A 22,992-nucleotide genomic window follows, 5' to 3' on the forward strand; every position below is an offset into this window, starting at 1 on the left:
TGCCCTTACGTCCTACCTGATCATGGGTCCTGGTTCTGGGTTCTCCTAACCCCTAACCCTTAACCTCTAGCCTCTACTCCAGCGACTCGAGCAGCAGTTCCGCCATATCCTTGCGCGCCAGTTGCTCATCAACACCGGCGTTCTTTGCAGCATCCTCGAACATGACCATGCAGAAGGGGCAGGCGAGCGCCAGTGTTTCTGGCTTTTCCTGCATCAACTGCTCCAGGCGGATGGCATTCACGCCACGTTTCCCCCACCCTTCCATCCAGACATTGCCGCCGCCGCCGCCGCAGCACATTGCGCGTTCGCGGTTCCAGTCGGGCGCTTCGACGAGTTGCACGCCAGGGATGGCGCGCAGCACATTGCGCGGCGAGTCGTAAATGTCGTTGTAGCGCCCGATGTAGCACGGGTCGTGGTAGACCACCTTCTGATTGATTGACCGCTTCGGGGTGAGTTTGCCTTCACGCACCAGTTGCGCCAGCAGGTCGGTGTGATGGATGACCTCATAATCGATGCCGGCGCGCCCGCCAAACTGCGGATACTCATTCTTGAGCGTGTTGAAGCAGTGCGCACATGTCGTGACGATCCTCTTGAACTTGTACTGGTGCATCGTCTCGATATTCGCCTGCGCCTGCGCCTGGAACAGCAACTCCTCGCCCATACGCCGCGCCGGATCGCCGGTGCAACTCTCCTCTTCGCCAAGGATCGCAAAATCGACGCCGGCACGCGCGAGCAGTTGCACCATGGCGCGGGCGACGCGCTTCGAACGTTCATCGTAGGCTGGCGCACACCCGACCCAGTAGAGCACCTCGGCGCTCTCCTTCTCCGCCATCGTCGGCACGTCTAGCCCATCGGTCCAGGCGGTGCGCTCGCGTGCGGGCAGGCGCCAGGGGTTGCCGGCGCGCTCAATGCCCTCCAGCACCCGCTTGACATTCGACGGCACCTCGCTCTGGATCATCGTCAGATTGCGACGCACATCGACGATCAGATCGACGTGCTCGATCATCGCCGGGCACTCCTCCATGCAGGCACGGCACGTCGTGCAGGACCAGATCTCATTTTCGGTGTAGATCTCGTGCTCGATCAACGGCAGCGTCTCGCGGTCGCCGTCGATCTTGGCATACACCGGCTGGCGCTCGGCGACCGGCTTGGGCGCCTCATTGTACTGGTCGGTCGTCAGCACGGTATGCGCGCGCCCCAGGCTGCCGTCGTGAAGCAGCACCGGCTCGCCGCGTTGCAGGTTCATCATCTTGGTGATGAGGAACTTCGGAGAAAGCTGCGACCCCGACGCATACGCCGGGCATTTCGACTGACAGCGCCCACACTGCATACAGGCATCGAAATCGAGCCGCTGCTTCCAGGTGAAATCCGCCAGCGTCGCAACGCCAAGGCGCGGTTCGTCCTTCTCGATCTCCGCCTCCAGATTCGGAATGGGGGTCAACGCCCCTTTCGGCGCAAGATCACGGAAGAAGGTGTTCAGCGGCGTGTAAAAAATGTGCTGCAATTTCGAGAACGGGATCGATGCAATGAAGGCAAAGGTGACCAGCGTATGACTGAACCAGAAGAACAGGTGCAACCCCAACCCAACCGGGCTGCCGTCACCCAACCCTATGCCCCGAAAGACGGTCGCCAGACCATAACCGACGAATGCGCGCGGCGCCCAATCCTGCGCGAAAACCGAAACGCCGCCGATCGTCTGATTCGCCAGGCGCAACCCTTCGATGAAATAGCCGCTGATACCGATATACCCGAGCACCGCCAGCGCCCACAGATCGGTTCGTCGGTTGTGCAGCCGGTCGGGGTACTTCGTATAGCGGCGATATGCCATCCAGAGAATGCCGGCAATGAACACCAGCCCCATGAAATCCATGATCAACTCGTAGTTCTTGTAGAACTCGCCGACCAGGATTTTCCCGGCATCTTTCCCCATCAGCGGGACGGTAAAGTCTTCCTCGACCGCGATAATGTCGGTGCCGATGAACAATGCCAGGAACCCAAAGAAGACCAGCGCGTGCATTATGCCGGGGCGCCGGTCTTTGAGGGTTTTCTTTTGACCAAAGACCTGAACCAGGAATTCGATGATGCGCGCGCCGAGGTTGTTGATCCGCGCATCAGGACGACCCTTGCGCCAGCGGTTGACATCGCGCAGTATGCCCCACGTCATCACTGCCAGGACGATGATCGCAGAACCGTACACGGTCAGTGAACCGAGCGTCTCGCCGACATTCCAGTAAATCTCACGGAAGGCTTCGGTCATACGGAGCTCCCCAGGGCCTCAGGGCCAGAACTATGATGGCGTTCATCCAGGCGTCCGCCACAGCGAGGGATGGTTACGACTCAGGTGGGGCGCATCACTGCGCTGCATTGTGCAAATGATAGCAGATGTGTCAATGCTTCTGTAGCATATCACGATCGACGCACTGCGTCAAAACAGCGCATAAGATACACAGAGCACGTGCAAACACTTTACATTGCACGGGTATGCTGCGCGGTCCGTCACAATCCTAGCATGCTGTGGCGCGCTGTGGAGAGAAGAGGAAATGGCAGGAAGTTAAAGGTTCGTAACCAGTGCAGGCAACGTTCTCGATACGCTATCGCTCAAGCGACTACCCGCCGGAACGCACACGTCTCACAATGAATGCGCTGATACTCACGCGCAGTCATTCGTACACTACTGCCGGGACGCTGCGGGCGAAAGCCCTCGCCGAGGACGCGGTTCGACGGCGCTCACCGCACGCGGTTCGACGGCGCTCACCGCACGTGCAAGCTCACTTGGGGCTGCTGATGCCAGGGCGCAGGCATGCGTCCACAACCGCCAACGCACGCTGTGGCTCGTTACGCCTTGTGAACCGGGCGCTCGAATATCTTGTCTGACTGACCGCAAGTTAGTATGAGCAGACTTCACTGCAAAAAGATGGAACCGCGAAACCACGAAGGTCACAAAGGGACACAAAGCAAATGCGCTTCGTGTTTATTCACCTTCGTGCGCTTCGTGTCCTTTGTGGTTAAGCCTTTTTGCAGTGGACTCATGAGCAGTGATGCCCAAAACGCAGAGGGGGCAGGCATCGCCACCCGCCCCCTCTCGCTACCGCCCGTCGGCGGCGCCGTACTTCTTCCCTACCGCGACTCGGGCCTGCCCGACATGATCATCGATAGGAAGAACCCGGCAACAACGACAAACACAACAATAAAGAAGCCAACTACCATCGGCGTCATAGCCAGCCTCCTTCTACGAGAGATATACTGGAAAATGCATTTTCGTGCATTGGATGCATTATCCGTTCATTTCTCGCTTTTTCAGTATAGCACGCTCCAGGATGAATTGCAAGGTTACTATCGACCCATTTATATCTGCTCTTGCCATTTTTAACAGATATCTAACATTATTCCAGCAAAAGTATGGTACACATCGCCGGGAGACATTTCTAAATAAAAATGTGCGCCGGTGCGCCGGAGCATTGCTCCATTGCTCCAGCGCACCGGTGCACGCTGTTATTGTTCCACCCGCAGCACAATCTTCGCCGCGCGCGTTGCTCCGGCAATCAATTCCTCGAACGCCGCCGGTCCCGCCGCCAGCGGTCGCTCTTCGAGCCAGTCGCCATCGAGTGACACGCTTCCCGCCGCCAACAAGTCGAGTGCGCGTGCAAAGTCGGCGTCGCTGTAGGTGAAACTGCCGATGACCGCAATTTCCTGGCGTACAATGTAATTGGCGGCAACCATCGACTCTTCTTCGTGCAATCCAATGAAGACGACACGCCCGCCGGGAATGACGGCGCGCACCGCCTGATCACGGGTGATAGTCAGCCCTACGGCGTCGATAACGGCATCGGCGCCGCCTGGTGCAAATGCCTGCACCGCTGCAAGCACATTGTCGCGCGCATTCACGGTTGCACTTGCGCCCCATGCGCGCGCAACCGCCAACCGTCGCTCAGAAACATCACTGACCAGAATATGTTCGATGCCGACGGCACGCGCAGCAACCAGGCAGAGCAGCCCGATCGGTCCGGCGCCCAGGATCACGAGACGCTGCGGCGCGCCGGCATGCGCCACAGCGCGCACACCGCACGCCAGCGGTTCGGTGAGCGAACCCAGAGTCAGCGACACGTGATCCGGCAGCGGAACGCAGAGGTGCGCCGGCGCCGCGACATACCCGGCGAATGCGCCTGGACGGTGCGCGCTGATCAGTTGCCGGTTGCGGCACAGGTTGCTTTTCCCTGCCAGGCAGAGAGCACACACACCGCACGTCAGCAGCGGGTTGAACGTCACCCGCGTGCCCGCCCGCGCCGGCGAACCATCGCTCAGCGTCGCGTCGCAGTCGAAGGCGATGCGCCCTGCCGCTTCGTGACCCATGATCAGCGGCGGCTTGCGCAGGCTGTTTTCTCCCAGATATCCGCTCAGTTCCGACCCACAAATCCCGACCGCTGCAACCTCGATCAGCACTTCACCTGGTCCTGGCATCGGCACGGGTTCGCGCCGCAATTCCATCTTGCGAGGTCCCAGCCAGACCAGCGCGTCCATTGTGTGGTTGTGCATGCTTTCCATCTACCCCATTTGCATTTGCTTGAACCACAGAGACACAGAGAGCGCAAAGCGCCCTCGTAGGCCTTCACTGCACGCCGCACGCTGCTTGACTCTGGCGAAGACCTTTGAAGTCGCAGCGACGGGTGTTGGGCATGTGGAGAGCAGACCGCAAAATCGTTCTCGTTTCCGCCTGCAACCTTTTTTGCCCCCTGGAGGCGTTTCCCCATCGGTGGAGCCGTTGCAGTGCAACGGCTCCACGTTCAACACCCCACGCCTCACACCTCGTGACTCACGCCTTCAGATATACTCCAGTTGACTCACCCGCCGCCGCCATTCGGTCTTGATCTCCACCTGCGTGCCATTGCTCGCCTGGAAATCCATCAACAGACGGTTGAAGACATTCGGTTGGTCGAGGAAGGGGAAGTGATTCGAACGCGGCAGTTTGATGACCTGTTGCATCGAGGCGTGGTCGTCGTGCAGGAAACGCGCCTGATCGCACGACACAATCGCGTCTTTTTCGCCGAAGACCGCGAGCAGCGGCGTCTCGAGGCGTTCGAGATCCTCGCGCAGATCGGTCTCGACGACCGACGCGATCACGCGCTGCACCACCGTTTCCGAGAGGCTGTCGGTATCTTCGATGATTTCATTCAGAATCTGCGGATAATCGACATTGAGCTGACGCATCAGGCGCGTCCAGACATTGCTGGGGGCGGCGCGACCAAAGAGGCGCGACAGTGCGCCAGGCCGAACGTGGTTTTGGATCTGCGAACCCTGGATTGGGGCGCTGACAATCATGAGGCGCGAAACCCGTTCGGGATGCTGGCTTGCGGCGCGGAGCGCGACCATGCCGCCCAGACCATGCCCGACAATGCTGGCTCTGGCGATGCCAAGCTGATGCATAAAGTGCAGCACCAGATCGACATACTCCGCGATCGAGAAAGCGCCATCGCGCCGATCGGACTCGCCAAACCCCCAGAAATCGATGGCAAAGGTGCGATATCGTTCGGAGGCGTGCTCCATCGTCGGCAACCAGTAGCGCCACGATCCAAGCCAGCTGTGCAGGAAGATCACCGGTGCGCCGCGACGACCGACCACCTCATAGTGGACCAATCGATTATCGATATGAATCGCACTCATTGCTGTCTCTGCCCGGTCGTTGCCGGTTCCGCTTCTAACGCTGGCTGGGTCAGCGGGATGATGAAACTGAACGTACTCCCTTTGCCCGGTTCACTTTCGACCCACATCTGGCCGCCGTGCATTTCGACATACGACTTGGCGATTGACAATCCAAGACCGGTGCCGCCTGCTTCATCGCGGAGCGGGTTATCGGCGCGGTAGAAGCGACGGAAGAGATGCTGCTGCTGCTCGGCTGAAATGCCCACACCGTTGTCGATGACATCGACCTGGAGCAACCCGGCGGGGTTCAGTCCGGCGCGTAGTTTGACCGACCCTCCGGGATAGGTGTACTTCACCGCATTCGACGCCAGGTTCAGCACAACCTGTGTCAGGCGTGTCTCATCGGCCATGACCGACGGCGTGTGCTCGGCGACCTCGATGCTGAACGACAGGCGCTTCCGCTCGATCTCGGCGCGCAGCGTCTTCTCGACCTCCTCGAAGATAGCGCCAATGAAGACATTCTCGAACTTCAATCGGACCTTGTTATCATCGATCCGCCCAATCTCCAGAATATCGTTAATCAGGCTCATAAGCCGGTGCGCATTGTTCTTCACCACGCTCAGGAACGACATCTGCCCTTCATTGAGCGGTCCACCGGCGCCGAGCATCAGCAGGTCCACATACCCCTTGATCGATGTCAGTGGCGTGCGCAGTTCATGGGAAACATTGGAGATAAACTCGCGTTTCGCGCGGTCGGCTTCGACTTCGCGGGTAATATCGTGGAGCACGATCACGCTGCCATACATGGCTTTTCGCGGCTCGGGCCCGACCCAGGGCGCAAAATTGAGCACAATCGATTGGTCCGGCTGAGGAAGGGTCAACACGCGGTTATGATTCTTCTGCACTTCGACAAGCGCCTGCAACCCCTGCCGCAGCCCCTCATAGATGCGCCGGGCGCGTTCGGCGCCCTGCTCGCCTTCACCATGCTCAGCAATCCGCGCGAGTGGTTGTTTGACGACGAATTTGGCAGGAATGCCCAGAATCTGCTCGGCAGCGGCGTTGTAGAGCACAACAGTCTGTTCTTCATCAACCACGATCACGCCTTCGCCCAGACTCTGCAGAATCGCCTGGTTCTTACTGTTCTCCTCGCGCTGTTGCGACCACAACTCGCCGCGTTGGGTGGCAATCTCGTTGATGATGGTGTAGAGCATCGCGTTGTGGATTACGATCGCCACCTCATTGGCAATGGTCGCCAACAGTTGCAACTGGTCCTGGTTGAAGAAATGAACCTCAGGGCTTGTCAGGATCAGGACGCCAAGCGGACCATCCTGGGTCATCAGTGGCGCGGCAATCACCGAACGTACTTCTTCGGCGCGTCCTTCTTCGTGCAGCCAGCGCGCATCGTCGCGCACATCGGCGATACAAACCGCTTCCTTATGATTCATGACCCACCCTGACAGCCCCAATCCCTTCTCAAAGGTAATCGGCAAGTGATTTGACTCAACCGTACCATCAGTGTTCAGCACGGCGCGACAGATCAGTGTGCCGCTCTGGAGGTCCTTGAGCATGATCGATCCGCGATGCGCCCCGACTGCTGCAGATGCAAGTTCCAGCGTGCGATTCAGGGTTGTTTGCAGGTCAAGGTTGGCGGTCAGTTCCAGCGTAATCTTGTGCATTGCCTGCAACCGGTCGCGCTTGGCGGCGAGGCGGGCGTTGGCTTCCTGGAGCGCCGCTGTGCGTTCACTGACCAGTTGCTCGAGTTCCGCATTGAAGCGCCGTACTTCGGCGAACAGGCGCGCATTGCGGATCGCCTGCGCCGCCTGGCTTGCCAGCGCGAACACGAGTTGTGCATCTTCTTCATCATATGCGCCGACCGTTGCGCTATCGACGTTGAGAATGCCGATGACCTCATCGCCGAGCAGCAAAGGCGCGCCGACCCAGCCGCGGATATGTTCCGTGCCATCATCGACGCTGGACGCTGGCGCCTCGCGGGCATCGATCAGGATATGGGGACGGCGGGTATACACCACCTGCGCCAGTGACGGGTCATCATCAACATGCAATTGGAGATGCTCAACACGATCACGGATCGCCTCATCGAAGCCGCGCGCTGCCACAATGCGCAGCATATCCCCTTCGCGCAACATGAGCGATGCCGTATCGTAGGGAACAATCCGCGCCAGTTGATCGAGGATCAATCCAAAGATGTCGTCGAGCGCAAGTACGCCGGTCATCATTTGCGCCACTTCGCGCAGCGTATCCGCAACACGGCGGCGTTCCTGCTCACTCTGGAACAGACGGACATTGCTCAACGCAATCGCCGCCTGATTGGCGACCGTCATCAGGAAACGCTGGGCGTCCTCATCGAACCGAGCCGGTTCATAACTCTGGACATTGAGCACGCCGAGGACGTCGTCGCCCTGAATGATCGGCGCGCCCAACCATGAGCAGATTGGCGGCTCGTCCGGATCGAGCGGAAGCAGGGCAATGGCATCGACTTCCTGTTGTGTACGCAGCAAGAGTGGCCGACGCTCAAGGATCACGGTCGGCGTCAATCCGCCGGTCAGTTCATCGAGAACCACAACCTCGGCTTCTCTTTCAGGAGCGCGGCATCCATCTTCATAGACCAGCGGGAACGTCAGGCGACGGGTTTTCGCGTCGTACAGCGCGATAAACGACTGCGACGTATCGAGCACCTCGCTCATGCCGCGATGGAGCGCCTCCAGGATCTCTCCGGTGCTGAGCGAAACATTGATCGCCTGGCTGATATGGTTCAACGCCGTCAGTTCGGCGATCCGGCGCTCGCGTTCCGCGAACAATCGCGCATTCTCGAACGCAATCGCCGCCTGATCGGCAATGCCCGCCAGCAAGGCCACGTCATCGGCGCTGAACGCACGCCTTGGCACGGTCATGACGCTCAGGACGCCGATTGTCTGTTCGCGGTAGACCACCGGCACGCCCATAAACGACGTGTAGCGATGTTCACGGTTGAACTGCGGATAGAGCGACGTGCCATCTTCCTCGACATCCGCCACGACCAGCGGCTGCCCGCTCGCGGCAACGCGCCCCGTCAACCCTTTCCCGATGGGCACGCGCAGGATGCGCGCCATATCGAATGGAATACCCTGCATGGCGGCTGGAGTGAGGAAGCCATCTGTATTGATCTTCCAGAGCGCAACAGTATCGACCTGTAACTGTTCGGCGACGATAGCCATGAGCGATTGCAGCACATCCTCCGGCTTGAGCGAGGAACTGAGCACTTGCGCCGCTCGCAGCAACGCCGACAATTCGCCGACTTTCTGCTGCAATGCCGTCGCACTATCGCGCGCTTCGGTGAACAGGCGAATATTCTGCACACCCAGCGCCACCTGTACCGCAACCGTATTCAGGAACGCGAGTTCCCGATCGCCATAAGCATGTGGCGTATTACTTTGAAGCACAATCAAGCCGACGACTTCACGCTCACCCACCACAAGCGGCACGCCGACGCACGATCCAGACATCTGGTCGACGTCAACAGGAGGAGAGACCCCCAGGTCCAGACAGACATTTACGGTCGCATGGCACAGATTGTCCAGGTGGATCGACTGCCGGGCATCGACCACGCGGCGGATCAGCCCCTCAGGCGATGAGGCGCGGTCGACGCGCCGACACACACGCTCTCCCGCAGCAACAACGAAGGTCTGACCAATGCGATCCGTTCTGGTGTCGTACACGCATGCCGCGAACGCATCAACCGGGAGGAAGCCGGCAAGCGCCTCGTAGACGCCGGCGAACATCTGCTCAATGTCGAACGTCGAACTGGTAATGTGACCAATGTGATTGATCAGGTTCAGTTCATTAATCCGCTGTCCACGTTCGGCAAAGAGTTGTGCATTCGAGAGCGCCACCGCCAGTTGGTTCGCAACCGTCGATAACCACTGCACATCGCGGGCGCTGAACGCATGCGGCTCAAAACTCTGCACCGAGAGCACCCCGATGGTCTGGTTTTGACGCATCAGCGGAATGCCAACCCATGAACGGATCGGCTCTCCCAGGTTGACCGGCGTTGCCGGCAGGCGATCCTGTTCTTCCAGATAATCCTTAACGTAGAGCATCTTCCCGTGCTCAACGATCCAACCGCTCAGACCACTACGGGGTATTCTGCGTTTGTGCAGATGCGCCGCTGTCATCCCTTCACGCCTGAACATCTCGAAGCAGAGTTCATCGCGGAGCGGATTGTACGATGCCATAAAGCAGAACGACGGCACGCCGACGTGGGCGACGATCTCTTCATAGATCCGTTCGAGCAGGCTGTCGAGGTCGAGCGAGGAAACCATCGCTGCGCTGGCGCGGTAGAGCGAAGCCATTTGTTCCGCCTGTGATCGCGCTTCGCGCAGCAGCGTGGCATTTTCGATGGCAATCGCCGCCTGATCGGCAAAAATCTCGAGGGTTTCAACCGAACGGGGGGTCGGGAGTTGGCGATCATACGGCTCGTCCACCACCATAACGCCAACCAGACGCGACTTGCTCCGGTAGAGCGGCACAATCAGGACATCATCAGCCTGCCACTCTTCCGATGTACGCGTTCCTTCTGCTTCGAGGGGCGAGATCAGGCGAAGATCGGCGCCATCGATCAGTTCCCGTATGCGCTGACCGGGAACAAAAAAACTTCGCCCGATGCGATACCGGGGATCAAGCAGGTGTTCGAGCAACGACACCGGCAGATAGCGACGGCGCAGGCGCTCGATGTCGGCCAGCGGCAACCCTGCCGCAGCGACCAGCGATGCCATCGCGCCATCATCGTTGTCGATCAGGTAGACCGCAACCGAGCGAAAGCGCGCAGTTTCGGCGACGCTAAAGGCAATCTGTTCGAGCACATCATCGAGCGAGCGGTCGGCGCGCATTTCCTGCCCAATGCGCAACACTTCATTGAGGGTCGTCGCGCGTTGCGCCAGCAAGTCGCGCTGACGGCGCTGCTCGTGATAGCGTTCTTCATTGCCAATGGCAAGCGCAATCTGATCGGCGACTGCGCGGATAAAATCGAGCGCATCGCGATTGAAGGCATGCGCCCGTGAACTGTGCAGATTGATGACACCGATGACCTGCTCCTCGTAATAGATCGGCGCTGCCAGCGCGGACGCTGGCAAGGGACCAACCGCCGCAGGTCGATCATCATCCGTCAACTGCTCGACAATACGCGCCTCGCCGCGTGTCACGACCCCCGCAGCAATCGCATGTCCCCCATCGAGGACCGTATTGATCAATTGTTCGTCATCCTCGGGGGCATACCCTGCGGCAACGATCAGGCGCACCGGACCACGTTCGCCGACCGAACGCAACGCCACGTATGTTTGGGGTGACGTTGTGACGCCAAGCGCATCGGACTGCTCCAGCTCGAACGCTTCATGCTCCACCACATAGCCGCGCAGCGCAACATATCCATGGGTGGCGCGAGTGGCGCGCAGCGCCTCTTTCAGTGCAAAATCGAGAATGTTGTGAAGATAGAGAGTGGATGTCAGTTCACGACTGATACGCTGCAAAGAGCGCAATTGCCACAGGCGACTCTGGAGATGGACATCGTCTTCGGCATAGCGTTGCGCGCTGACGAAGGCTTGCGCCGCCTGCGCTGCAACAATCGCAATCAGGCGCTCTTCGTGCTCGCCGAAGCGATCATATTGAACATCCATCAATTCAAGGACGCCAACCACCTGATTTCCCATCTGCAAAGGCGCCGCCATGTAGGCGCCGATCGCGCGTCCATCGGCAAAAGCGATAACAGCCGGGGGCACAGGGGCATAACGCAGGTCGGAAAGGCGGATCGTGCGGCGATGACGCACCGCCCATTCGCTCAGCGTTTGATGGTCGTTCGATGCGGCGGGTGCTGGAGGCTCGAGCGGAACGCCAATGGACGCTGCGGGTTCAAGCAGCCCGGTTTCAGTGTTGATCAGGCTGAATGCAACTGCCGCGCAGGGAATGAGTTGCTGCGTGAATCGAACCACGACGGCAGGCAGTTCATCGAGGTCCGGTCCAGACGCAAGGTGAACGCTCAGCGCGCGCAGGGTATCGATTTCACCGGCATACCGTCGTTCGAGCGAGCCATCAGCCGCGTCGGTCATTGGCGTCGGCGCCGCTTCACGATGAAGCAGCACGATCAGCAGTTCGATCTGATGGCGCAAGGTTGTCAGGAAGCCAGGAGTGAGTTGTTCGTGATGAGCGGCAGGCATGCCGAGCCACACCATGCCTGCCGGGGCATCCTGGTAGTAGAGCGGCAGTTCGATCGTCTGGTCTGGAATCGAGACCGATCGTTCGATCAAGCGCTGACGCCACTCCGGGCTGACACCCCAACCGGCGCTGTGCGTGACACCGCCGGTTTGCACCGCAATCACACCCCAGGGGCAGGGCAGATGATCCTGGGCCAATTCGACAATCCGCCGGACCATCGTCTGCGCATCGATATCGGATCGGCCGTACTCTGCCAGCGCCGTCAGAATCTCCCATGCGCGAACGTGCGGTGACGTAACAGTTGTGGCGTCCATTGATGGAGACCTATCGCAACATCAGCGGCAGCGTATTGCCAGACCGCCGTATCTCCTACGCTCGTCCGATGCTCATGTGGCTTTTCCGCCCCTGCTCACGCGCCTCGGCGACGGCGCGCTGTCGAACTTCTTCGACGCTTTCGCTCAGTTCGCGAATATCGTAAAACGGCCCGTCGTTGCTGGTCAGAATGCCTATCGAGAGCGACATCAACGGCAACTGCCGCACACTGCCATCCTCCGCCTGGATCGTGATATACCCGTTGCGGCGATCCTTGTAGTCGTAGTGCAGCCCAATGTCGGCATCGAACCGGTCGCACAGACGCTGACCAATCGCCTGAATAGCATCGGGCGTTGACGTAATGACAAACGACGGACCGACGATCATTTGCCCGGCAAAATCCTCAGGACGCCCCAACTCGTTGATCGCCTCGCTGATCAGCAGGGCAGTAAATTTCAGCACCTCTTCCCCCACCATTGCGCCGTAGGACTGCGTGAAGGCGTCGAAGCCGTTGATATGCACCAGCGCCAGCGCCCATCCGCTGCTCGACAGCAATGCGCGGTACTGTTCATTGATCAACTCGGCGGTTGGCAGGTTGGTGACCGGATGGGTCAGATTCTTCTGCCGTGCGCGATCAAGAGCGCCCTTGACAATCGTATGCACTTCTTCGATGTCGAAGGGCTTCACGATATAGTACTCCGCCTGAACTTCGCCAAGCCCTTTGAGGCGATCCTGCTTCTCACCACGCGCCGTCAGGAAGATGATCGGAATATGGCGCGTTCGCGCACTCTGGCGCAGCGCCTTCCCAATCTCATACCCTTCCATATCGGGCAGATTGACATCGAGCAACGCCAGATTTGGGGGGGTCTTCCGGCAGATTTCGAGCGCGGTTTGACCGCGCAGCGCCGTCATGACCTCATACCCCTGCGACGTAAAATAAATCTTGAGCAGACTGGAAATGTCGGGGGCGTCTTCGACGACCAGAATCTTCTCTTTGCTCACGAAACAGCCTCCTAGCGTCGCGCAGGAATGGATTGCGCAAGCGACATCGATACCAGTATCGGACCATGCGGCTCATCGTCGCCATCGTGCGTAGCGAGATCATACCGATGGGGCCAGCGATACACGGTGCGGCGCGGCTCGCCGTACTCATCGGCATCGCTCTCGTCATCGCCTGCCAGATGCACGACATTGTGCCCAATGGCGCTATTTGGCGACGAGTAAAGCAACACGGTATTTGATTCTATCATACGTGCCGGGTAAATGACAAAGCCGCTTCCGATCTTGACGTTGTGACCGACAGCGGATCCTAGGACCGGCAATCCGACCTCGACCAGTTCTGGTTTCTCGGCGCCTTTCCAGCGATGGAATGTGCGGATAGGACGATTCAGCAAGTGGAAATCGGTGAAAATGTTTCCTGCTCCGATAAAGGTGTTCCGCCCCACCACACACAACTGCAAACAACTGAGTTGCGCGACCATCGAGTTCTCCATCAGCGTCGTCATAAACAGACCCGCGTTGAACGGCAGGTAGCAGCGGTCGCTCACCACGCTCAGCATCACCTGCGACCCCTGCATAATATTGACATTGTCGCCAATCAGGCTATTGGTAATGACGACGCCAGCGCCGATATAGACATTGTTGCCGATGACCGTCGGGCCGTGAATAACTGCCGTGGGATCGATCGAGCAGTTTTTGCCGACCTTCACCAGGCGCGAGCACGACAGAAAGTGATTGCGCCAGGGCGGAGCAAGCGGGTTGAGCCGTTCAGCCAGCGTTGTTAATGATACTGCAATTTTTTCTTTCCAGCTTTGTTCCACCAGTTGCTCGTGGATTCGCCCCCACGAGAAGACGCCGAACGGCGAGTTCGCCAGAAACAGGTGCACCCAGTTTTCGATCGACAGAAACGCGCGCATTGGCACCTGGAACACCAGGTCGCCGTGGCGCGCCATATAACTGGGGATGTGGTAGTAACCCATTTCGCGCGGCAGCGTATCGATCACCAGCGGCTCCGGGTCGGCATCGGGACCGTGCGGGTAATAGAACAGATCGGCGACATACACGCCATGGCGTTCATCGAGACGAATACCTTCTTGCAGGTGCAGTGCGTGGGTGACGATTGCCGCGTCGTCGCGCGCGAAGGCGATGCGACAGGCGCGACCGATCTTGCGCGCCTCGCGGATAAAGGCGTCGATCAGGTACTCGTTGAAGAACAGATTGTCACGATGAACAAGCAATTCTTCATTGACCGGCGGCGCCTCTTCAAGCGAGTCGACCTCCAGCGCGCCGCGACAGTAGGGAGCGAGCAAGTCACGTTGCAACAGCCAGAGCGGTTTATTCAGCACGCGGAGATCGCGCGCCGGCTCGCCGAACGGGGGAATGAGCGTGCGCTCACGGATGATAATGCGTTTCATAGATGGAACTCCCCGCAACGATAGCCGGATTTGAAGGAGAAGCACAACCTCCTTCCAGGCTCTGACCTGTACTATACAGGATAGGGAAGCACCCCTTCAAGGGCATGAGATTACAGTCGAATTACGCGCCAGGAGATCGATGATACGCACGAGAGGCGGCGTTTGACAGACGCTTAATCCTGAAAACACAAAAACACACGTAGCGATACGCCCGACGGACAGAGCCGGACTATCGAACGTGCGCTTGTACAGGACATATGGAGCGTGCCCGCCCTGTCTCCGTTGCGCAAGACGTCTGCACCTCCAGAAACCGATAACTGTCAGGTGAAGACTAATCGATCGGGTCTTTATCGATGGCGAAGATGCAGCGCTCGCATCCCATGCCCTGGCACTCGGTCTGCTCGATACGGAACGAATGACCGCCAGTCACCCAGGTGAGCGCTTCTTCGAGAATACCCTGTGCAAGGTGCCCGACAGGACGATCCGACTTGCGTCCCCAGCAGATCGGGCATTTGTCGATGATGTAGAGGAACTGACCCTTGCGCTCCTCGACATGAGACGGTTGATCACTGAAGCGATCAAACGTCTGCGCTGTCGCATTGAGGACGATTTTCATCTTCATCGTCATCGGCATGAGTTTCAGCGCAAGGTCAGCCATTCCGAGCAGCGGACCGAATTCTTTCAGCCCCAGGTTGAATGCATAGCGCCCGGCGCGCAGTTCCATGCCGCGCGCGCCACGCGGCCCGTACATCGTCTCGGTGGCTTTGGAGATCGCCGATAAATCCGAGAACGGAAATTCGCGCTTGAGATTGTTCGGCGGGTAATTGTTGACCAGATGCCGGGTTCCGGCCAGGTTCAACAGCGCATTGACGCCATTTCGCCCCATGACGTCCTCGAGGCTGATGAGGTACAGGCGGCCGATCAGATTGGGATAGTATCGCACCTCAAGTTCATCTGCGCTGCCACGCTCGTCAGGCATTGCCCGGCTCCTTAAGGGTCTCAGGAGTAAACGATTGGTTAGAATGTGCCATCAGTCGATGGCTTGCATCATTGTACACGAAGGGATCGGGATCGTCAACAGCGTTCACGAGGTTTCTTCGTATGAGACAGTATCGTATGATGGAAAATCGCAGAGGGTGAGAGCGTTGCAGGGCGGCAAACGGGAAGGCGGAACCAGGCGTGAGGCGCAGGGCAAGGAGGCGCGAGGGCGGGCAAGTGCGAGGAGAGAGGTGCAAAGGCCGCGCACGACACGCTGCGCGTTTTGTCCCGCAAAGGTCCAAAGGTTGGACGCGGAAGGGTAATCGAGCGATCAACCAAAACCTGGACAATCAAGGTCGCGGAGCAGCTGACGCCGGCTTCGACAGGCTCAGCCAACGGCAGCTACAAGAGGGTCACCACGGGCCATTATTGTGCAACATCTGGTTGTTCGCTCTATAAGGACAGCAATCTCAACCCCTAATCCCTGGTTCTCATACTACCTTGCAGTCAGTCAGCCAAGATGTTCGAGCGCCCGGTTCGCACGGCGCACCGATCCACAACGCGCGTTGGCAGTCGCGGACGCACTGCGCATTGACATCAGCAGCCCCAGAGGGGCTTTCATGTTCTCAGCGAGGGCTTTCGCCCGCAGCGCCCTGGCGGTATTGTACGAATGACCGCACAGTAGTATCAGGATATAATCCGTCCGTAAAGAAGACATCCCATCAGGCAAAGAGGCAATGACCAGTCATGCGAATCGTGATGCTCGCTCCGTTTGGCATCCGTCCCAAGGGCACGCTGGCGGCGCGCATGTTGCCGCTGGCGCAGGCGCTGACGCGGCGCGGGCACGAGGTCGTGATTGTTGCGCCGCCGGTGCATAACCCAGAGGATGCTGCGACGTGCGTGGTTCACGGCGATGTGCCGGTGATCCACACCGCAGCGCCATCGCTGCCTGGCGCTGCGACTGTCGCGCAGCAGACGCTGGCGCTGCTCCGTGAAACGGTGCAGCGATCACCAGACGTTGTGCATTTGTTCAAACCCAAGGGGTATAGCGGTCTTGCCGCCTTGCTGCTGGGAACTATCCGCCCGGCAATACCATTGGTCGTAGATACCGATGATTGGGAAGGTTCTGGCGGCTGGAACGATCTGTTGCCGTACCCTCCGGCGGCAAAGCGCCTGTTCGCCTGGCAGGAGCGCGATCTGCCGCGCCGTGCAGCTGCGGTGACAGTCGCCAGCCGCACCCTCGAGACCCTGATGTGGAGCCTCGGCATTGCACCTGATCGCGTCTTCTACCTTCCCAACGGCGTTGGATCTTCAATCTTCAACCTTCAACCTTCAACCTTCAACCTTCAACCTTCAACGGCGAGCCTCCTCCTCTACACCCGCTTTTGGGAACTCGATGTGCGCGAGGTCGTGGCGGCGCTCGTCGGGATTACGGCTCGCCACCCGGACGCACGCCTGATCGTGGCGGGCAGAGGCGAGCGCGGCGAGGAGCAGACGTTGCTGCACCTGGCTGAACGCGCCGGTCTGTCTCACGCCATCGAATATCGCGGCTGGCTGTCGCCGGAACAGATCCCGCCGACGCTGGCATCCGCCGACATTGCGCTCATGCCAATGCAGGATTCGCTGATCAACCGCGCGCGGGGCCTGGCGAAACTGCTTGAGTTGATGGGCGCCGGTCTGCCGATCATCGCCAGCCGTGTCGGGCAGGCTGCCGAGTATCTGGAGCACGGGGTGAGCGGCTGGCTCGTTCCGCCAGGCAATGCCGGGGCGCTGGCGGAAGCGGCGATCCATCTGCTGAACGACGCCGATCTGCGACAGCGCCTGAGCATCGGGGTACGCCGGGTAGCCCTGCGCTACGCCTGGGACGCGCTGGCGCCGATTGCGGAGCGGGTGTATGTAGTGGTTAGGGGTTAGATGCTGGACTGAACCTTCCGCCTGGCTCTATTCAACGTTCTCCTCTATCACGACATATTGCCGTGACTTTGCGGAACTGATACGAATGCGCGGTCATTTGGACGATACCGCCGGAGCGCTGGCGGGACACCGAGGCGCTGCGGGCGAACGCCCGCGCTGAGGACGCGGTTCGACTGCGCTCACCGCACGCGAAAGCTCCGCCGGGGCTGCTGATGTCAGTGCGCGGGCTAGACCGGATTTCTCGCTCGATGTTCATCAGGTCGCAGCGTCATCGCACACCGGATGTCCTACAGCATCTTCGCACCTTCGCGCTTTTGCGTGAGTCTTCTACGAATGCGCGGTCATTTGGGCAATACCGCCAGGGCGCGCAGCGGGACGCCAGGGCGCTGCGGGCGAACGCCCGCGCTGAGGACGCGGTTCGACCGTGCTCACCGCACGCGGTTCGACTGCGCTCACCGCACGCGAAAGCTCCGCCGGGGCTGCTGATGTCGGTGCGCGGGCTAGAGCCTGTTATGTACTTTCGAGCATAAAGGTAATGAACCGCGCTTCGGCAGGCTCAGCGCATCGCGGCCAGCAACTGGCCCAGCGTATCAACCGCCACGTGCCCCCCCGCATGCAGGGGGGGGCAGGGGGGGGTCGATTGCATCGTGCGCGCGTCAACGATCGCCGCGCGCGGCGGTGCGCTGAGCCGGCTTGCGCTGAGCCGGCCGAAGCGTCGAAGCGCGCAGGCGCGCGCCCTTCGATTTCACGCACCAGCGCGCGCAGATCATGGACGAGCGCGGTGCAAAGACCCCGGCCTTCAGCCAGCGCTGGGTTTGCTGATAGACGGTGGACCACGGCGGCGGAGCGCTGGGCATCATGCGCCAGGGCGCTCCCGTGCGATGCGCTGAGCCTGCCGAAGCGCGATGCGCTGAGCTTGCCGAAGCGCGGACGATCCAGCGCAATCCGTTAGAGACCTCGCGCAGCGCGTGGTCGCGCTGCGGGGCGTCTTCGGTCATTAAGGTTAGGGAGGGAGCGCGGCGCCTGAGCCGGTCGAAGCGACGAAGGCCCGCTCCTCGCTTCGACCGGCTCAGCGCTCCGCGTCGATCACATCGCTTGGATAGGGTTTACGTGTCATGCTGAAATCATACCACGTTTATCTCTGAAGTGCATAACAGGCTCTAAGAGCCTATCCGGAAAGGCTCGTTGGGTAGGCGAAGGCAATGCCTTCGCCTACCCGATCGCACTTCAGTCAACGATTTTTCGGATAGGCTCTAAGCATTAAACCGGTATAGCCTGCGAAGGCAGGCTTCGCAACCGTAGCCCACGGCTTCAGCCGCCGGGCGCAGCGCACATGCCAGATTATTTTGTACTTGACCGGGATATACCGGGTTATTGGCTCAATAACCGTCGCGGTCGGGCGGGTGCGGTGGATCGGTTCTAAGGAAGACGCTTTCAGACGTGTGGGTAATAGAGAGCCGACCTTTCAGCGGCAGGTTCTCTGGACAGGAAGGTGGCGTTGGCACAAGGCGGCGCCTCGCCCATATTGGCGTCCCAATGCCCTAATCGAGCGATCCGACGTGAGGGCTTGCAACAATGTGGCACTCGTGAGATCGCCGCATCTCAATGGGTAGTCGGACGAGGGACGCGGCGCCTGCCCGCTCGCAACGATGTGACTCTCGTGAGATTGCTGCATCTCCGCACGCTATGCGCCACTTTCCCTTCTCTAACCAGCAACCCTTATATCTCAACTATTTCGACCTTATTATCAATTTGACTCCATGTCGATCGATCGCGTACCCTGATATCGCCATATACTAGTGATGGTAATTGCCGGGTTGAAACGTTGCAGTGCAACGTCTCTGCTGGCCGGGATGGGATATGGGTGAGCACAGTTTCCATGGCGGATCGGCAAACCAGCGCGATACGGCTGCGGCGCTGGCGTCCGTCATTCCCATCGACGACCCGCAGGCGGCGCTGGCATTCTGCCGCAGGCTCGCGGGGTTGATCGCCGATCATTCCGGCAATGGCGTCGCACAGACGTCGCGCCCGCGTCCGCATCTCTCGGTTGTTCTACCGGTCTTCAATGAGCGTGAGAACCTGCCGGCGCTCTATGAACGGCTCACCCGCGTGCTGGAAGATGAAGGGCAACCATATGAACTGGTGTTCGTCGATGATGGCAGCCACGATGGGAGTCGGGATGTTCTGCTATCGCTCGCAGCGAACGACGCACGGGTTGTCGTGGTTGAGCTGGCGCGCAACTTCGGGCATCAGATTGCAATCAGCGCCGGGCTGGACCACGCACGCGGCGATGGCGTCATCGTGATGGACTCCGACCTGCAAGACCCGCCGGAGGTGCTGCCGCAGTTTATTGCCCGCTGGCACGAGGGGTACGACGTCGTGTACGCAGTGCGCGCGAGTCGCAAAGAGAACCTGCTGCTGCGTGCGGCGTATGCGTTGTTCTATCGCATGCTGCGGCGGCTCGCCAATATCGACATCCCGCTTGACGCCGGCGACTTTTGCCTGATGGATCGGCGGGTTGTCGATGTGCTGACGGCGATGCCGGAACGAAACCGTTTTGTGCGCGGCATTCGCAGTTGGGTCGGGATGCGGCAGATCGGGCTGCCCTACGACCGGCAGGGACGACACGCGGGGAAGCCGAAATATACCCTGAGCCGGTTGACCTATCTGGCGCTCGATGGAATCGTGTCGTTCAGTTTTGTGCCGCTGCGGATTATTACGATGCTGGGGTTCATTGTCTCAGCGATCTCGATTGCGCTGGCGATAGTGTATGCCGTGCAACGCATCGCGTTCGGGTTGAATCCTCCTGGTTTTCCAACCCTGATTGTGGCGATCTTTTTGCTGTCTGGCATTCAGTTGATCACCATCGGCGTCATCGGCGAGTATGTGGGACGTATTTTCGAGGAGGTCAAACAGCGCCCGCTGTATGTGGTGCGACGGGTGGTTGGCGGGGAGTAGAACCGGAGAACTGAGAACTGAGAACTGAGAACTGAGAACTGAGAACTGAGAACTGAGAACTGAGAACTGAGAACTGACACCAATGCGCGGTCATTCGTACAATACTGCCAGGGCGCTGCGGGCGAAAGCCCTTGCTGAGGCACGCGGTTCGACTGCGCTCACCGCAAGTGCAAGCCCCCTTGGGGCTGCTGATGCCGAGGCGTTATAGATTGTGACGCCTTGCGAACCGGGCGCTCGAACATCGTGTAGATTGCGATTCGGCGTGAGGACTGAGAGCCAAATGCATCTGCGCTCTATTCCAAGACATCAAGGATGGATGTGGCGGACCTGGCACAGTGTTCGCTGGTATCGCCAGGTGTTGCTTGCGATGATGATTGGGAGCGCTGCGGCTGTGTTGTGTTACCGATTCAGAACGCTGCCAATGTATTTTCCCGGTCCAGGCGATTTCAATTGGGCGCTCGATACCGCAACTGCGCTCCTTCAGGGGCGTGATCCGTATGATTTTGAGCCGTCATCGCTCAAAGTCCCCTATCCCTTGCCTGTCGCACTGTTTGGATTGCCGTTCGTCACACTCCCTAAACCGCTAGCCGCAGCACTGTTCTTTGGGGGATCATCAGGACTGCTGGCATATGGCATTTTGCGCGCGGGTGACGTGTGGCGACTGTCCGTTTTTGCATCATTTCCCTATCTCTATGCCCTGATGTTCGCTCAGTGGTCGCCGCTTATCGCTGCTGCTTGGTTTTTCCCGCTGCTGGCGCCGCTCCTGGTTCTTATCAAACCCAACATCGCGTTGCCGGTAGCGATCAATCGGGTGACCTGGCGCGGCATAGCGCTGGCAGGCAGTGTTCTCGCGGCGTCTCTGATTATCTATCCATCCTGGCCCCGCCGGTGGCTGGAGATGACCGGAGAGTACCAGCAGATGATCGCACTGCTTACCCTGCCCTTTGGTCCTTTGCTGGCGCTCGCGCTGCTACGCTGGCGGCAAGAGCGCGTCCGGTTGTTTCTGGCGATGTCGGTTTTGCCATTCCGCGGCGTGTATGATCTGGCGGCGCTCTGGTTGATTCCCACGCGCAGCCGCCATGTGCTCGCGCTGACGGTGCTGAGTTGGGTCGTTCCGTTGTTCCATTTTGGCATTGGGCTACAGGTTCGTCCAGCATGGTCGGTTCCGGCGCTCTTCCTTCCCACGCTGGCGTTCATTCTGTACGATGGCTGGCAAGCGAGAAAAAATGCGCATTCTGATGCTCAACAATGAGTTTCCGCCGCTCGGCGGCGGAACGGGGACGGTCAACCAGGCGCTGTTTCAGCGCTTCGCCTGCGTCGTCGATCTGGAGATCGATCTGTTTACGGCGGCGCTGGGAGGCAAACCAGAGCGTGAGCAGTTCAGCGAGCGCATTCAGATCTACAAAGTTCCGGTTAACAACCGCGATCTTCATCACTCATCGAACCGCGAGCTGCTGACCTACGCTGCCGGGGTGTTGCCTGCTGCACTGGCACGACAGTGCGCGCTGCCCTACGACTTCTGCTTCGCCTGGAGCGCCGTGCCTGCGGGCGGCGTCGCGTTGGCGCTTCGCTCTCTCACCGGTCTGCCGTATCTGGTGCGAGTGTGTGGGCCGGATATTCCCGGTTTTGAGGAGCGGTATGACTGGCTGTACCCGGTGTTGGCGCCGTTCATCCGCGCGGTGTGGCAGCATGCACGGCTGGTGGTGGCGAAATGTGACGGCGAAGCCGCCATGATCCGGCGTGTCGATCCGTCGATCACCCCCGCGATCGTGCCGAACGGCGTGGATGTCGCTGCATTTCGGGTCGCCAAGCCGCGCTTGCGCGGTCCGCTGCGCATCATCTGCGTGGCGCGGCTGATCGAACGCAAAGGGCAGCGGCATCTGATCGCCGCGCTGCGCCGTCTGCGCGACGCAGGGGTAGCGGCAGCGGTTGAGTTCGTCGGGACCGGCGATGCCGAACGGATGTACCGCGCCGAAGCGGAACGCCTGGATGTCGCCGACCTCGTGACCTTCACGGGGTATGTGCCACGCGAGCGGATCGCCGAGCGCTATGCGAACGCCGATGTGTTTGTCCTGCCGTCGTACAACGAGGGCATGAGCGTGGCGACGCTCGAAGCCATGGCTGCCGGATTGCCGCTGGTCGTCACACGTACCGGCGGAACTGCGGAACTGGTGCAGGAAGGCGAGAACGGACTCACCTTCGCGTGGAGCGATGTCGAGACGCTGACGCAACACCTGGCATATCTCGCTGCCAACCGTGAACATCTGTTGCGAATGGGCGCCGCATCGCGTCGGCGAGCGGAACAGATGTCGTGGGAAGCAGTGGCGCAGCAGTACCTGAACATGTTCGAACAACTGGCACGTGAAACAGTGCGCCAGAAGTTCCATGCCGTCAACGCGGCGAACGTGCTACAATGCTCCCAAACGCTCAGCGTAAGGAGGGGAAACGATGACGACGCCTGCGACCGTACCGGAGGTGGACCCGACCAGGCCGCCGCCGCCGGAGTATCTGCCGGACTATGAGCGGTTCGTCACCGAGGATGACACGCCGGTGGACAACTTCTTCTCCGAAAAGC

The 22,992-nt window shown here is 59.7% G+C and carries 11 protein-coding genes and 2 pseudogenes; 5 read left to right on the forward strand and 8 right to left on the reverse strand.

The window, feature by feature from the left end; genetic code table 11:
• Nucleotides 1-73 precede the first annotated feature (73 nt).
• The 7 genes from AC3EA7_RS19850 to AC3EA7_RS19880 all read right to left on the reverse strand — a co-directional run bounded on the left by AC3EA7_RS19850 (nt 74) and on the right by AC3EA7_RS19880 (nt 15,546).
• Entirely contained in the window at nt 74-2,257 is a 2,184-nt protein-coding gene (locus AC3EA7_RS19850) for a heterodisulfide reductase-related iron-sulfur binding cluster (RefSeq protein WP_488615806.1), read from the reverse strand.
• Nucleotides 2,258-3,492: 1,235 nt separating this feature from the next.
• On the reverse strand, nt 3,493-4,533 hold the full coding sequence (locus AC3EA7_RS19855) for a galactitol-1-phosphate 5-dehydrogenase (RefSeq protein WP_488615807.1): 1,041 nt from the start codon (nt 4,531-4,533) through the stop codon (nt 3,493-3,495).
• Nucleotides 4,534-4,818: 285 nt separating this feature from the next.
• Entirely contained in the window at nt 4,819-5,658 is an 840-nt protein-coding gene (locus AC3EA7_RS19860; protein WP_488615808.1) for an alpha/beta fold hydrolase, read from the reverse strand.
• Complete coding sequence (locus AC3EA7_RS19865) at nt 5,655-12,155, reverse strand: GAF domain-containing protein (RefSeq protein WP_488615809.1); 6,501 nt, start codon at nt 12,153-12,155, stop codon at nt 5,655-5,657. The genes AC3EA7_RS19860 and AC3EA7_RS19865 overlap by 4 nt, the downstream gene beginning before the upstream one ends.
• 55 nt (nt 12,156-12,210) lie before the next feature.
• The gene (locus tag AC3EA7_RS19870; RefSeq protein WP_488615810.1) at nt 12,211-13,155 is read right to left on the reverse strand and encodes a response regulator; all 945 of its coding nucleotides are present in this window, start codon (nt 13,153-13,155) and stop codon (nt 12,211-12,213) included.
• 11 nt (nt 13,156-13,166) lie between these two features.
• A complete protein-coding gene (locus AC3EA7_RS19875; protein WP_488615811.1) occupies nt 13,167-14,567 on the reverse strand; it encodes a multidrug transporter in 1,401 nt (466 codons plus the stop codon).
• Nucleotides 14,568-14,898: 331 nt separating this feature from the next.
• A complete protein-coding gene (locus AC3EA7_RS19880; protein ID WP_012119349.1) occupies nt 14,899-15,546 on the reverse strand; it encodes a 4-vinyl reductase in 648 nt (215 codons plus the stop codon).
• Nucleotides 15,547-16,292: 746 nt separating this feature from the next.
• Between AC3EA7_RS19880 and AC3EA7_RS19885 the strand changes: the two genes are divergently transcribed.
• Complete coding sequence (locus tag AC3EA7_RS19885; protein WP_488615812.1) at nt 16,293-17,459, forward strand: glycosyltransferase family 4 protein; 1,167 nt, start codon at nt 16,293-16,295, stop codon at nt 17,457-17,459.
• A gap of 726 nt (nt 17,460-18,185) precedes the next feature.
• Here AC3EA7_RS19885 and AC3EA7_RS19890 read toward each other — a convergent pair.
• A pseudogene (locus tag AC3EA7_RS19890) lies at nt 18,186-18,532 on the reverse strand (transposase); the annotation flags it as partial.
• Between the two features lie 787 nt (nt 18,533-19,319).
• On the opposite strand from AC3EA7_RS19890, the gene AC3EA7_RS19895 reads away from it, so the two are divergent.
• From AC3EA7_RS19895 to AC3EA7_RS19910, 4 genes and pseudogenes are all read left to right on the forward strand, one after another.
• Nucleotides 19,320-20,417 (forward strand): glycosyltransferase family 2 protein, encoded by a 1,098-nt coding sequence (locus AC3EA7_RS19895; RefSeq protein WP_488615813.1) that lies wholly within the window; start codon nt 19,320-19,322, stop codon nt 20,415-20,417.
• A gap of 316 nt (nt 20,418-20,733) precedes the next feature.
• The gene (locus AC3EA7_RS19900; protein WP_488615814.1) at nt 20,734-21,669 is read left to right on the forward strand and encodes a hypothetical protein; all 936 of its coding nucleotides are present in this window, start codon (nt 20,734-20,736) and stop codon (nt 21,667-21,669) included.
• Entirely contained in the window at nt 21,644-22,939 is a 1,296-nt protein-coding gene (locus AC3EA7_RS19905; protein ID WP_488615815.1) for a glycosyltransferase family 4 protein, read from the forward strand. The genes AC3EA7_RS19900 and AC3EA7_RS19905 overlap by 26 nt, the downstream gene beginning before the upstream one ends.
• Nucleotides 22,893-22,992, forward strand: a pseudogene (locus AC3EA7_RS19910) (Uma2 family endonuclease); the annotation flags it as partial. The gene AC3EA7_RS19905 and the pseudogene AC3EA7_RS19910, both read left to right, overlap by 47 nt.

The sequence above is a fragment of the Roseiflexus sp. genome, from assembly GCF_057785375.1.

Bases quoted from the DNA above. Each gene is read 5' to 3' on its own strand.
- AC3EA7_RS19865 (WP_488615809.1), bottom strand. From the start codon at position 12,155: ATGGACGCCACAACTGTTACGTCACCGCACGTTCGCGCATGGGAGATT.
- AC3EA7_RS19850 (WP_488615806.1), bottom strand. From the start codon at position 2,257: ATGACCGAAGCCTTCCGTGAGATTTACTGGAATGTCGGCGAGACGCTC.
- AC3EA7_RS19895 (WP_488615813.1), top strand. From the start codon at position 19,320: ATGGGTGAGCACAGTTTCCATGGCGGATCGGCAAACCAGCGCGATACG.
- AC3EA7_RS19905 (WP_488615815.1), top strand. From the start codon at position 21,644: ATGCGCATTCTGATGCTCAACAATGAGTTTCCGCCGCTCGGCGGCGGA.
- AC3EA7_RS19880 (WP_012119349.1), bottom strand. From the start codon at position 15,546: ATGCCTGACGAGCGTGGCAGCGCAGATGAACTTGAGGTGCGATACTAT.
- AC3EA7_RS19900 (WP_488615814.1), top strand. From the start codon at position 20,734: ATGTGGCGGACCTGGCACAGTGTTCGCTGGTATCGCCAGGTGTTGCTT.
- AC3EA7_RS19855 (WP_488615807.1), bottom strand. From the start codon at position 4,533: ATGCACAACCACACAATGGACGCGCTGGTCTGGCTGGGACCTCGCAAG.
- AC3EA7_RS19860 (WP_488615808.1), bottom strand. From the start codon at position 5,658: ATGAGTGCGATTCATATCGATAATCGATTGGTCCACTATGAGGTGGTC.
- AC3EA7_RS19885 (WP_488615812.1), top strand. From the start codon at position 16,293: ATGCGAATCGTGATGCTCGCTCCGTTTGGCATCCGTCCCAAGGGCACG.
- AC3EA7_RS19875 (WP_488615811.1), bottom strand. From the start codon at position 14,567: ATGAAACGCATTATCATCCGTGAGCGCACGCTCATTCCCCCGTTCGGC.